The organism is Frigoribacterium faeni (assembly GCF_011761235.1).
Taxonomy (GTDB): Bacteria; Actinomycetota; Actinomycetes; order Actinomycetales; family Microbacteriaceae; genus Frigoribacterium; species Frigoribacterium faeni_A.
The window spans coordinates 445,024-457,346 of the sequence record NZ_JAAOYW010000001.1; the positions used below are offsets into that span (position 1 = coordinate 445,024).

The 12,323-nt window shown below is 72.5% G+C and carries 11 protein-coding genes; all 11 read right to left on the minus strand.

The window, feature by feature from the left end:
* Positions 1-8: 8 nt before the first annotated feature.
* Complete coding sequence (infB, locus tag FHR78_RS02045) at positions 9-2,813, minus strand: translation initiation factor IF-2 (protein WP_166758844.1); 2,805 nt, start codon at positions 2,811-2,813, stop codon at positions 9-11.
* Between the two features lie 76 nt (positions 2,814-2,889).
* The gene (locus tag FHR78_RS02050) at positions 2,890-3,252 is read right to left on the minus strand and encodes a YlxR family protein (protein ID WP_166758845.1); all 363 of its coding nucleotides are present in this window, start codon (positions 3,250-3,252) and stop codon (positions 2,890-2,892) included.
* Between the two features lie 125 nt (positions 3,253-3,377).
* Positions 3,378-4,364, minus strand: a complete 987-nt coding sequence (gene nusA, locus FHR78_RS02055) for a transcription termination factor NusA (protein WP_166758846.1) — start codon at positions 4,362-4,364, stop codon at positions 3,378-3,380.
* A 152-nt stretch (positions 4,365-4,516) separates the two neighbouring features.
* The gene (locus tag FHR78_RS02060) at positions 4,517-6,280 is read right to left on the minus strand and encodes a proline--tRNA ligase (protein ID WP_166758847.1); all 1,764 of its coding nucleotides are present in this window, start codon (positions 6,278-6,280) and stop codon (positions 4,517-4,519) included.
* 43 nt (positions 6,281-6,323) lie between these two features.
* Positions 6,324-7,148: a hypothetical protein gene (locus FHR78_RS02065; RefSeq protein ID WP_166758848.1), complete on the minus strand. Its 825-nt coding sequence runs from the start codon at positions 7,146-7,148 to the stop codon at positions 6,324-6,326.
* Positions 7,145-8,251: a vWA domain-containing protein gene (locus tag FHR78_RS02070; RefSeq protein ID WP_347878008.1), complete on the minus strand. Its 1,107-nt coding sequence runs from the start codon at positions 8,249-8,251 to the stop codon at positions 7,145-7,147. The genes FHR78_RS02065 and FHR78_RS02070 overlap by 4 nt, the downstream gene beginning before the upstream one ends.
* Positions 8,248-9,249: a VWA domain-containing protein gene (locus FHR78_RS02075; protein ID WP_166758849.1), complete on the minus strand. Its 1,002-nt coding sequence runs from the start codon at positions 9,247-9,249 to the stop codon at positions 8,248-8,250. The genes FHR78_RS02070 and FHR78_RS02075 overlap by 4 nt, the downstream gene beginning before the upstream one ends.
* Positions 9,240-9,719 (minus strand): hypothetical protein, encoded by a 480-nt coding sequence (locus FHR78_RS02080; RefSeq protein WP_166758850.1) that lies wholly within the window; start codon positions 9,717-9,719, stop codon positions 9,240-9,242. The genes FHR78_RS02075 and FHR78_RS02080 overlap by 10 nt, the downstream gene beginning before the upstream one ends.
* Complete coding sequence (locus FHR78_RS02085; RefSeq protein WP_166758851.1) at positions 9,712-10,593, minus strand: DUF58 domain-containing protein; 882 nt, start codon at positions 10,591-10,593, stop codon at positions 9,712-9,714. The genes FHR78_RS02080 and FHR78_RS02085 overlap by 8 nt, the downstream gene beginning before the upstream one ends.
* A gap of 5 nt (positions 10,594-10,598) precedes the next feature.
* Positions 10,599-11,633, minus strand: a complete 1,035-nt coding sequence (locus FHR78_RS02090; protein ID WP_432207134.1) for an AAA family ATPase — start codon at positions 11,631-11,633, stop codon at positions 10,599-10,601.
* A 29-nt stretch (positions 11,634-11,662) separates the two neighbouring features.
* Positions 11,663-12,322, minus strand: a complete 660-nt coding sequence (locus FHR78_RS02095) for a methionine ABC transporter permease (protein WP_166758852.1) — start codon at positions 12,320-12,322, stop codon at positions 11,663-11,665.
* Between the last annotated feature and the right edge of the window lies 1 nt (position 12,323).

Consider the following 12,323-nt stretch of genomic DNA (forward strand, 5'->3'; position numbering starts at 1 on the left):
GCCGGGCGTCAGCCCCGCGGCTTCTCGACCATCTCGATGGTCTCGATCTCGTCGCCGATCTGGATGTCGTTGAACTTGCCGAGGCCGATGCCGGCCTCGAAGTCCGTGCGCACCTCGGTGACGTCGTCCTTGAAGCGACGCAGCGAGTCGATGGCGAGGTTGTCGCCGACCACCACGCCTTCGCGGATGACCCGGGCCCGGGCGTTCCGCGTGATCGTTCCCGACCGCACGATGACACCGGCGATGTTGCCGACCTTCGACGAGCGGAAGATCTCGCGGATCTCGGCGACACCGGACTGCTTCTCCTCGAACTCGGGCTTGAGCATGCCCGTGAGCGAGTTCTCGATGTCCTCGAGGGCGGCGTAGATGACCGAGTAGAAGCGCACGTCGACGCCTTCTCGTGCAGCACGCTCGCGCGCCTTCGTGTCCGGTCGGACGTTGAACCCGATGATGACCGCGTTGTCGACGGTCGCCAGGTTGACGTCGCTCTCGGTGACGGCGCCCACGCCGCGGTGGATGATGCGCAGCTGCACGCTGTCGTCCACCTCGATCTTGAGCAGCGACTCCTCGAGCGCCTCGACGGCACCCGACACGTCGCCCTTGATGATGATGTTGAGCGCCTCGACCTTGCCCTCTTCGAGAGCACGGGTGAAGTCCTCGAGCGAGATGCGCTTGCGGGCCTTGGCCAGCGACGCGTTGCGCTCGACGGCCTCGCGCTTCTCGGCGATCTGACGGGCCGTGCGGTCCTCCTCGGTGACGAGGAAGGTGTCGCCGGCACGGGGCACGCTCGAGAGCCCCTGCACGAGCACGGGGCGGCTCGGGAAGGCCTCGTCGACGGTGTCGCCGTTCTCGTCCATCATCGCGCGGACACGGCCGTAGGCCGTTCCCGCCACGATCGCGTCGCCCACCCGCAGGGTGCCCGACTGGATGAGCACGGTCGCGACGGCGCCGCGGCCCTTGTCGAGGCGCGCCTCGATGGCGACTCCACGAGCGTCCTTGTCCGGGTTCGCCCGCAGGTCGAGACCGGCGTCGGCCGTGAGGAGGACGGCCTCGAGCAGCGCGTCGATGTTCTTGTTGTCGCGTGCGGACACGTCGACGAACATGACGTCTCCGCCGTACTCCTCAGCGACGAGGCCGTACTCGGTCAGCTGCTGACGCACCTTGGCCGGGTTCGCGCCCTCCTTGTCGATCTTGTTGACCGCGACGACGATCGGCACGTTGGCCGCCTGGGCGTGGTTCAGCGCCTCGACCGTCTGCGGCATGATGCCGTCGTCCGCCGCGACCACGAGGATCGCGATGTCGGTGACCTGCGCACCGCGGGCACGCATGGCGGTGAACGCCTCGTGGCCCGGGGTGTCGATGAAGGTGATGGCGCGCTCGACGCCCTCGTGGGGCGCCCAGACCTGGTAGGCACCGATGTGCTGCGTGATGCCGCCCGCCTCGCCGGCGACGACGTTGGCGTTGCGGATCGCGTCGAGCAGGCGGGTCTTTCCGTGGTCGACGTGGCCCATGACCGTGACGACGGGCGGACGGACCTGCAGCACGTCCTCGTCCTCGTCCTCGAGCTCCTGCTCGAGGTCGATGTCGAAGCCCTCGAGCAGCTCCTTGTCCTCGTCCTCGGGAGAGACGACGAGGATGCGGTAGCCGAGCTCTTCGCCGAGCACCTGGAACGTGGCGTCGTCGAGCGACTCCGTGGCGGTCGCCATCTCTCCCAGGTGGAAGAGGACGGTCACCAGGTTGCCGGGGCTGGCGTCGATCTTGTCGGCGAAGTCGCTGATGGACGCGCCACGACGCAGACGGACGATCGTGCTGCCGTCGCCGCGGGGGACGCTGACGCCGCCCAGCGACGGGGCGGAGCGCATCTCGAACTCGGCCCTCTTGGTCCGCTTCGACTTGCGTGCCTTGCTCTTGCCGCCGCCGCGACCGAACGCGCCGGCCGTGCCGCCGCCGGGTCCACGACCGCGGCCACCGCCGCCGCCCGCGGGGCGGGGAGCGCCGAAGCCGGGACGGAAGCCGCCGGCCGCGCCGGGAGCACCGCCGCCGGGACGCTGGAAGCCGCCGCCGGCACCGCCGGGACGACCGCCGGCACCGGCCGGGCGCTGGCCGAAGCCGTTGGGGCGCGGACCGGCGCCGACGCCGGGACGCGGAGCGCCCGGACGGGGAGCACCGGGACGCGGAGCCATCGGGCGCGGCCCGGCTGCTCCGCCGGGGCGGGGCATGCTGGTCGCGGCGCCGGAGCCGCCGGGACGGGGCGCGCTCGGGCGGCCCATGCCCTGGTTGCTGGCGAAGGGGTTGTTGCCGGGGCGCGGGGCACCGGGACGAGGACCGCCGGGCTTCGGCGCGGACGCGCCGGCCTCGGCGGGAGCGTCGGCCTTGGCGGGCGTCGTGCCCGACTCCTTGGCGGCCGCGGCCGCGGCGCGCTCCGCCTCGGCCTTGGCCTGGCGCTCGGCCACGGTGAGCGGCGCGACGGGGGCGGGTGCCGCCTCCGTGTCGTCAGCGGCGGCCGGCGCCTCGACGGGAGCAGCGGGCTGCTCGGCGACGGGAGGCTTGGGCGCCGCAGGACGGGGCCCGCCGGGCTTCGGTGCGGAGGAGGCGGCGGGAGCCGACGCCTTCGGGGCGGCGGCGGGAGCCGCGCCTGCCTTGGGGGCCGCCGCGGCGCCGGCGAACGCCTGGCGCAGCTTGCGGGCCACGGGGGGCTCGACGCTGGAGGACGGTCCCTTGACGAACTCGCCCATCTCCTTGAGCTTCTCTAGTGCGGTCTTGCTGTCGATCCCCAGCTCGCTGGCGATCTCGTGTACGCGTGGTTTAGCCACAGTTCTCCTGTCTCGGGCCCCTTCCCGGTCAGGAGGGAGCCGTCAGTTCTGGACGGGTCTCATTTCGAGCCGCTCATTAGTTGTCCATGTGCCTGTCAGCCTGTTCTGTCGTGGCCAGTGGTCGTGGTGGGACTCGGGGTTCGTGCGCATCGGACAGCAACCGCGTCAGGTGGTCGCGGAGCTGCTCGGGGTCGGGCTCGGAGTCGAGGCGGAGCGCACGGCGGAAGGCCCTGCGTTTCACTGCCGACTCGAACGCGTCCATCGAAGGCGTCAACCACGCACCCCGCCCGGGGAGCGTGGCGGTCTCGTCGACCACCAGGCGTCCGTCACGGGCGACGACCCTCACGAGTGAGGACCGCGGAGCGCGCGCTCGAGTACCGATGCACGTTCTTACGGGTACCACTCTACCCCCTCGGGTCGCGGGCGCGTGGATCGACATCCAGGCTCGTGCCTCGAGGGTCGGATCAGTCCTCGAGGATCGAATCGGGCTGGATGGGTCATCCCTGAGACCGGGCCGCCGACGCTGGCGCGTCGTCGACCCGGCGCGCGGATCGACATCCAGGCTCAGTCCTCGAGGATCGAGTCCGGCTGGATGTCGATCCGCGCGCCCGTCAGCTTCGCGGCGAGGCGGGCGTTCTGGCCCTCCTTGCCGATGGCGAGCGAGAGCTGGTAGTCGGGCACGAGGGCGCGGACGGCCTTCGTCGCCTGGTCGATGACGAACGACGACGACACCTTCGCGGGCGACAGCGCGCTCGCGACGAACACGGGCAGGTCGCTCGAGTAGTCGACGATGTCGATCTTCTCGTCGCCCAGCTCGGTCTGCACGGCACGGACGCGCGCGCCCATCTCGCCGATGCAGGCGCCCTTGGCGTTCACGCCCGGCTCGGTGGCGCGCACGGCGATCTTCGTGCGGTGACCGGCCTCGCGGGCCAGCGAGACGATCTCGACGACGCCGCTGGCGATCTCGGGCACCTCGAGGGCGAAGAGCTTGCGGACGAGCGACGGGTGGGTGCGCGAGACCGTGATCTGCGGCCCCTTCGTGCCCTTGCTGACGCCGGTCACGTACACGCGGATGCGCGTGCCGTGGGCGTACTTCTCGCCGGGCACCTGCTCTTCGGGGGGAAGGATCGCCTCGACGGTGCCGAGGTCGACGTGCACCATGCGCGGGTTCGGCCCCTGCTGGATGACGCCGGCGACGATGTCGCCCTCGCGCCCCTTGAACTGGCCGAGCACCTTGTCGTCGCCGATGTCGCGGAGGCGCTGGTTGATCACCTGCTTCGCGGCGAACGCGGCGATGCGGCCGAAGTCGCTGGGGCTGTCGACGGACTCGCCGACGACCTCGCCCTCGTCGTCGCGCTCGATGGCGAACACGGAGACGTGGCCGGTCTTGCGGTCGAGCTCGACGCGGGCCGCCGGGACCCTGCTCTCGGGCTGGTTCGTGTGCTTGAGGTAGGCCGTGAGGATGGCCTGCTCGATGATGCGGACGAGTTCGTCGAAGGGGATCTCGCGCTCGCGCTCCATGAGCCGCAGCACACTCAGGTCGATGTCCACTGAGGGCCTCCACTGTTCAGATCTTCAGGCTGCGCGCACGGTGGCGCGCACAGCATCCCCCTACGGTACCCGAGTGCGACGGGGGCGGAGCACCGGACGCGACCCGCGCCTCCTGCGCCCCGACGGGCTCGAGGAGGCGCGGGTCGGCGCCGTCAGGAGGCGCGCGGTGCCGACAGGGCCGCGACGGCCTCGGCCACCGGGACGGGGGTGCGCTCGCCCGTGCGGCGGTCCCAGAGCTCGACGACGCCCTCGCCCGCGGAGCGGCCGACGACGACGATCTGCGGCACGCCGAGCAGCTCGGCGTCGCCGAACTTGACCCCCGGGGAGACCTTCGGGCGGTCGTCGTAGAGCACGTCGAGGCGGTGCGCCTCGAGCTCGGCGGTGAGCGCCTCGGCCACCTCGAAGACGACCGGGTCCTTGCCCGTGGCGACGACGTGCACGTCGAAGGGCGCGACGTTCTCGGGCCAGACGAGGCCCTTCTCGTCGTTGTTCGCCTCGGCGATGACGGCGAGGATGCGCGTCACGCCGATGCCGTACGAGCCCATCGTGACCGTGACCTGCTTGCCGTTCTCGTCGAGCACCTTGAGGCCGAGGGCCTCGGCGTACTTGCGGCCGAGCTGGAACACGTGGCCGATCTCCATGCCGCGGGCGGTCTCGATCGGGCCGGAGCCGTCGGGGGCAGGGTCGCCCTCGCGGACCTGGGCGGCCTCGATGACGGCGTCCGCCACGAAGTCGCGACCGGAGACGAGGCCGGACACGTGGTGCCGCGGCGCGTTGGCCCCGGTGACCCAGGCCGACCCCTCGACGACGCGCGGGTCGACGACGTACCGGATGCCCGAGTCGGACTCCGAGCCGAGCACCTGCGGGCCGATGTAGCCCTTGACGAGCACGGGGTGGCGGGCGAAGTCGGCGTCCCCCGCGGCCTCGACCTCGGCCGGGGCGAACGCCACCTCGAGGCGCTTCATGTCGACGTCGCGGTCGCCCGGCAGGCCGACGACGACGACCTCGCGGGTGCCGTCGAGGTGGGTCAGGGCGACGACGACGTTCTTGAGGGTGTCGGCGGCGGTCCACGGACGGCCGTCGGCGCGCGGGTGCGACTCGTTCACCTGGTCGACGAGGGTGGCGATCGTGGGAGTGTCAGCCGGCTCGAGCGCGACCGCCTCGGCCAGGCCCTCGAGCGGGATCGGCTCCGGGACGACCGTGGTGAAGGCCTCGACGTTGGCGGCGTAGCCGCCAGCCGTGCGGACGAAGGTGTCCTCGCCGACCTCGGTCGGGTGCAGGAACTCCTCGGAGCGCGAGCCGCCCATGGCCCCGGCGTCGGCCTGGACGATGACGTACTCGAGGCCGAGGCGCGTGAAGATGCGCTCGTAGGCGTCGCGCTGCAGCTGGTAGCTGGCCTCCAGGCCGGCGTCGTTCGCGTCGAACGAGTAGGCGTCCTTCATCGTGAACTCGCGGCCGCGCAGCAGGCCCGCACGGGGCCGCGCCTCGTCGCGGTACTTGTCCTGGATCTGGAACAGCGTGAGGGGCAGGTCCTTGTACGACGAGTACAGGTCCTTCACCAGCAGGGTGAAGGCCTCCTCGTGCGTGGGCGCGAGCAGGTAGTCGGCGTCCTTGCGGTCCTTCAGGCGGAACATGCCCTCGCCGTACTCGGTCCAGCGGCCCGTGGCCTCGTAGGGCTCGCGCGGCAGCAGGGCCGGGAAGTGAACCTCCTGGGCACCCGCGGCGGTCATCTCGTCGCGGATGACGGCCTCGATCTTGGCCTTGACCCGGAGGCCGAGGGGCAGCCAGGCGAAGACGCCCGGCGCCTGGCGCCGGATGTAGCCGGCCCGGACGAGGAGGCGGTGGCTGGTCACCTCCGCGTCGGAGGGATCTTCACGGAGGGTGCGGACGAAGAGCTGGGAGAGGCGCGTGGACACCCGCCCAGCATAGGGGCGCGCCCGCGGACCCCGGGGCCGGGCCTCACCAGGGCCGGCCGTCGTACTCCCCCGGGGCCTGCTCGTAGTAGCGCTCGCGGTCGGTGTCCTGCTGGCGCTCCTGCTGGCTGTCGTCGCCCTGCTGGCGGAGCTGGTCGAGGGGGTCCTGGCCGCCGGCCCCGCCCTCGCCCTCGTCCTCGCCGCCGCCCTGCCCGGGCTCCGAGCCGTCGCCGCCCGAGGGATCGCCCTGGTCGCCGCCCTGGGCCTGCTGCTCCTTCTCGTCGAGTCGCTCGCGGGCGTCGTCGAGGGGCTGCGACGTGTCGGGCTGCTGCGGGTCGTCGGGTGGCTGGAAGCAGCCCTCCGGCGCCTCGTCGACCGTCGTCCGTCCGAGCTCGTAGAGCTGCTCGGCGTCGGCGTACCTCAGCTCGAGCAGGGCCGCGTCGCCCTGGGCCTCGATGACCAGCACGAGGTCGGTGCGGACGACGCACGAGATCGTCTCGTCGCCCTCGGGGACCAGGTCGAGCGCCGTGAGGAACTCGGCGCGGGCCACGTCGAGCACGCCGACCCGCGCGTACGCGGTGCCGCGGTCGAAGTGGTGCACCCACGGCTCGACCAGGTTCGCGACGCCGAGCGGCTCGCTCAGCGACGCGGCACGCTCGAACGCGCGGTCGTCGTACGCGTGCTGGGTCAGCGCCGCGAACAGCGGCAGGCTCAGCAGCTTGAGCGCCACGAGCAGTACGACGAGCACCACCGGCGCGGACCAGAGGAACAGCCGGCGACGCAGACGGCGGCGGTACTGCTCGAGGCTCGGCTCGGCCGCGGGCGCGCGGTCGGCCTCGTCGACGGGCGGCGGCACCAGGGTGTCGGTCACGAGGGCGTCCTTCCTGACGGCGGGGCGGCCGCGCCGGCCGGGCCGCGACGGGCCCCGGGCCCGTCGTCACGCCGGGGCCGCACCCGGATGTCGGCGAGGGCCCGGGCGACGAGGCCGACCTCGAGCAGCGCGAGCAGGAACAACGGCACGGCCGCGATCCAGTAGAGGTCGACGACGGCCTCGGCCCGCCCCTCGTCGGACGCCACCGCGCCGTCCCGCGCGTCGGCGACCACGGCCTCGACCCCGGTGTCGGCGTCGCGGTGCAGGTAGTCGACGCCGAGCTCGGCGGCGACGGTGCGCAGCGCGTCCTCGTCGATGACCGACAGCGCGTCGGGCTCCCCCGGCTGCGTGCGGTCCTTGATGTACTCGGTGCTGCTGTAGGCGTCGCCGTAGCCGTCGAAGACCTTCATGCGCCCGCCGGCGGACGTGCCGTAGCCGAGCACGGCGCCTCCGTCGACGTCGCCGGCGGCCGCGGCGAAGGAGCCGACGGGCTCGTCCGACGTCTGCTCCCCGTCGCCGAGGTAGTAGACGACGTTGGCCCTCTCGGGATCCGCGTCGCGCGCCTCCTGCAGGCGCTCGGCGAGCAGGTCGGACGCCTCGGTGATGCTGCTGCCGCCCGAGTAGTAGGTGATCTCCTGGTTCATCACCGCGGCCGCCGTCACCACGGCGGCGGCGTCGTCGGTCAGCGGGGTGCGCAGCACGGCCGTGCTGTCGAACGAGATGAGCGAGAACCGGGCGCCGGCGAGCTCGCCGGCGATCGCGTCGACGTCGGCGCGCACGCCCTCGAGCCGGGGCCGGTCGCCGTCCCAGTCCTCTGCGGCGATGCTCGACGTCGTGTCGACGACGAAGAAGACGTTCAGCGCCGCGACCGAGGCCTGGGCGCTGCCGCCCGGCACGCCGGGCCGCACGGCCACCACGAGCAGCAGCGCGACGACGACGAGGCGGCGGACCCAGCTGCGCAGGAGGCGGCGGTCGCCCCGCTCGGCGACGACCCGCCACGCGGTGAAGGCGAGCAGCGCGACCCCGACGACGCCGAGCAGCCACCACGGCAGCACGGGCTGCGTCACGATCGCCGCGGGCAGCGCGACGGCGGCGGGCGTCACAGCCGCACCCGCCAGAGCAGGACGAGCGACGCGGCGGCCGCGAGCAGGGCGAGGACGACGGCGACCTGGGGGGCGTCCGTGACGACGAGGCGACGGGTGCCGGTGAAGAGCCCCGCCTCCTGTTCGTCGATGCTCTGCACGATCTCGGTCACGGTCGTCGCGCCGTCGAGCGCGTAGTAGGCGCCGCCCGTCGACTCGGCGACGGTGCGCAGCTCGCCCGCGACCTCGTCGGCGACCGCGTCGGCCGAGTAGTCGGCGGGGTTGAGGGCGTACACCCGGACCCCGCGGTCGACCGCCAGCTGGCCGGCGTCGTCGAGCGTCAGCAGGGCCGCGCCGTTGACGTAGTTGTCGGTCGCGAGCACGATCGACTTCGGCCGCGTGCTCTCGCTGCCCCCGTCGAAGCTGAGGACGCAGGACGCGAGGCCGTCGCCGATCAGGGAGGCGCCCTGCCCGAGGTCGGTGCCCGTCCAGTAGCGCGTGCCGTCCTCGCCGGCGCTGTCGAACGAGTCCCGGTACGAGCTCAGCTGGTCGGCCACGAAGTCGTAGTCGTCGGTGAGCGGGAACGCCTGCACGGACGAGCTGTCGAACAGCGTCAGCCCGATCCGCTCGCCGTCGAGCCCGGACGCGAGCTCGGCGAACCGGGCCACGATCTGCGAGTCGACCTCGGTCATCGAGCCCGACACGTCGAGGCAGAGCACGATGTCGCGCTTGTACGAGGGCGGCTCGACGACCTGCACCGAGCCCGGGCGGGCGACGAGCAGCGCACCGAGCCCCGTGAGGGCCACCACCAGCACGAGCGTGCCCACGAGCGCGGTGCGGTACCGGGCCACGAGGCGGCGGTAGACCGGCAGCTCGGTGAGCCGCTCGCTGTGGGCGACCGGCGTGCCCGCCCGTCGCAGACGGGCCCGCTCGCGCCGCCGCAGGACGATCCACAGCCACGCCCCCAGGCCGGCGACGACGAGGGCGGCCAGGAGGGCCCACCACCAGATCAGGACCACGAGCGCACGACCTCTCGAGCGGTGTCGACGGCACGTCGGGGGTCGCCCGGGTGCTGCGCCGCGAAGGCCGGCGGGTACCACTGCTCGACGGCGTCGGCCACCCGGGGCAGGTCGGCCTCGCGCAGGTCGGCCAGCGTCATCACGTGGGTGTCCGCCCCGGCCGTCTCGTGCACGAAGAAGCGGAGCAGGAGGCTCAGCCGGCTGTGGACCGCCCGCTCGCCGAGCCGGCCGGCGTCGGACTCGGCCTGGACCTCGTCGATGAGGCCGAGGTAGCGGAGCCGCACCGACGGCAGGTCGACCGCGGCGGCCGCCGCCGCACGGCGCGCCGACGGCGGCAGGCGCCGGGCGGAGAAGCGCAGCACGAAGACGACCCAGGCCACGACGAGGGCGAGGAGCAGGAGGCCGAGGGCGAGCCAGAGCACCCAGAGCTGGTACTGGTACGGCCCGAAGAAGCCGGTGTCGTCAAGCACGGCGGTGCTTCTCCATCAGGGTGAACAGGCCGGCCACGACGCCGGCCTGGCTCGACAGCCGCTCGCTGCTGATGCCGAGCGCCTGCAGCTGGCGGCCCGCGTCGTCGGCGCGTCGCTCCGAGGCGTCGTCGAACGCGCGCCTCAGCGCCGCGTTCTCGCGCAGGTACGCCGGGAGGGCCGTCACCTCTTGCACGTCGTAGACCTCTCTCGCGTGGCCGGAGCGCGTCATGAGGTCGGCGTCGCCGACCGTCACCCACACGACCTCGTGCTGGGCGCGGAGCCGACGCAGCAGGCGGACGAGCTCGGCGTCGACGACCACGTCGTCGGTGACGACCACGAGGATCGACCGTCGGCGCACCCCGCGGGCCACCCAGTCGAGGACGCCCCGCAGGTCGCTGCGCGGCGAGTCGAGGGAGACCCGGCGGTCGACCGCGCGGAGGAGGCGCTCGAGGTGCGCCTCGGTCGAGCCGGCCGGCAGGGCGACGGTGCCGCCCTCGTCGCCGGCCACGAGCGAGACGACGTCGCCGTGACGGGAGGCGACGTAGCCGAGGGCGCCCGCGGCCATGATCGCGATGTCCTTCTTGGTCTCGCCGCTGGCGGCCGTCGCGGCCATGTTGCGACCGGTGTCGACGACGAGGACGACCGACCGCCTCCTGCTCGCGACGTAGCGCTTGACCAGGGGCTCGCCGTGGCGGGCGGTGGCCTTCCAGTCGATGTCCTTCACCTCGTCGCCCGGCACGTACGCGCGCAGGTCGTCGAAGTCGTGGCTGCGTCCGTGGTGGACGGACGCCCACCCGCCCTCGAGCAGGTCGAGGGTGCGACGGTGCGCGAACAGGGACATCTTCGTGCGCACCCGGAGGAGGAGGCTCGCCACGGTCGTCAGGGGGTCTGCACGGAGGCGAAGACGGCGTCGATGATCGTCTCGGGGGCCACGTCGTCGGCCGTCGCCTCGTAGCCCAGGACGACGCGGTGCCGCAGCACGCCGTGCCGGAGGTGCTTCACGTCTTCGGGGATGACGTAGTCGCGGCCGTGCAGCAGCGCCAGGGCGCGGGCGGCCTGGGTGAAGGCGATGCTCGCCCGCGGGCTCGCGCCGAACCGCACGTAGTCGGCCAGGCTGCCCGGGATGTACTGCTGCGGGTGCCGCGTCACGTAGATCAGCTGCACGACGTAGTTGACGATCGACGCGTCGACGTAGACGCGCTTGGCCAGGCCCTGCAGCCACACGACGTCGTCGAGCGAGACGCCGGTCGGCGCGTCGACCCGCTGCTCGTCGTAGACGCCGGCGTCGATGCGCCGGATGACCTCGGCCTCTTCGGCGGGCGACGGGTAGTCGAGCACCTCTTTGAGGAGGAACCGGTCGAGCTGTGCCTCGGGCAGCTGGTAGGTGCCCTCTTGCTCGATCGGGTTCTGCGTGGCCAGGACGAGGAACGGCTTGGGCAGCGGGTAGACCGTGCCGCCGATGCTCGTCTGGCGCTCTTGCATGGCCTCGAGCATGGCGCTCTGCGTCTTGGCGCTCGACCGGTTGATCTCGTCGAGCAGCACGAAGTTGGCGTGGACCGGACCGAGCTGGGTGACGAACGTGGACTTCTGGGCGTCGTAGATCTGCGTGCCCGTGATGTCGCTCGGCAGCAGGTCGGGGGTGCACTGGATGCGCGTGAAGCTCGCCTCGACCGACTGCGCGAGCGTCTGCGCCGCCGTCGTCTTGGCCAGCCCGGGGACGCTCTCGAGCAGCACGTGCCCGCCCGTGAGCAGGGCGATCAGCAGGGTGTCGCGCAGCGAGGTCTGCCCGACGACCTTGCTCGAGAACGCGTGCGACACCGCGCCCACGATGCGCGCCGCGCGGTCGAGGTCGGCGGGGCTGATCGGGCCGCCCGTCGCGGCCGCGGGCGGAGGCGTCGTCGAGATGTCGGTCACGCGGCCCACTGTAACCGAGGCGTCCGACGTCACCGCCGGAGCGCCCTCCTCGCGAGGTGGTTGCCCAGGAACTGGACCAGCTGCACGAGCACGATGATGAGCAGCACCGCGCCCCAGGTCACCACGGGGTCGAACTGCCGGTAGCCGTAGAGCAGGGCGAAGGCGCCGAGCCCGCCGCCGCCGACGTAGCCGGCGACCGCCGACATGTCGACGAGCGCGACGAAGATGAACGTGTACCCGAGGATCAACGGGCCGAGGGCCTCCGGCAGCACCACGCTGCGGATGATGCGGAACGGCCCGGCACCGGCCGCCCGCGCCGCCTCGACGACGCTCGGCTGCACCGTCAGGAGGTTCTGCTCCACGATGCGCGAGATGGCGAACGAGGCCGCGAGCGACAGCGTGAAGATGATGGCCGTGTTGCCGACGCCGGTGCCCACCACGGCCCGCGCCAGCGGCTGGGCCGCCGCGAGGAAGATGATGAACGGGATCGGGCGGAAGACGTTGACGACGACGTTGAGGACGCCGAAGACGACGCGGTTCGCGAAGAGGGCCCCCTCGCGGGTCAGGTAGAGGGCGAGTCCGAGCACGAGCCCGCCCAGCCCGCCGAAGAGCAGGGTGAGCGCGACGATGTAGACCGTCTCGTAGGCGGCCTTCCAGAGCTGGGGCTGCAGGGCGATCAGGGAGTCCATG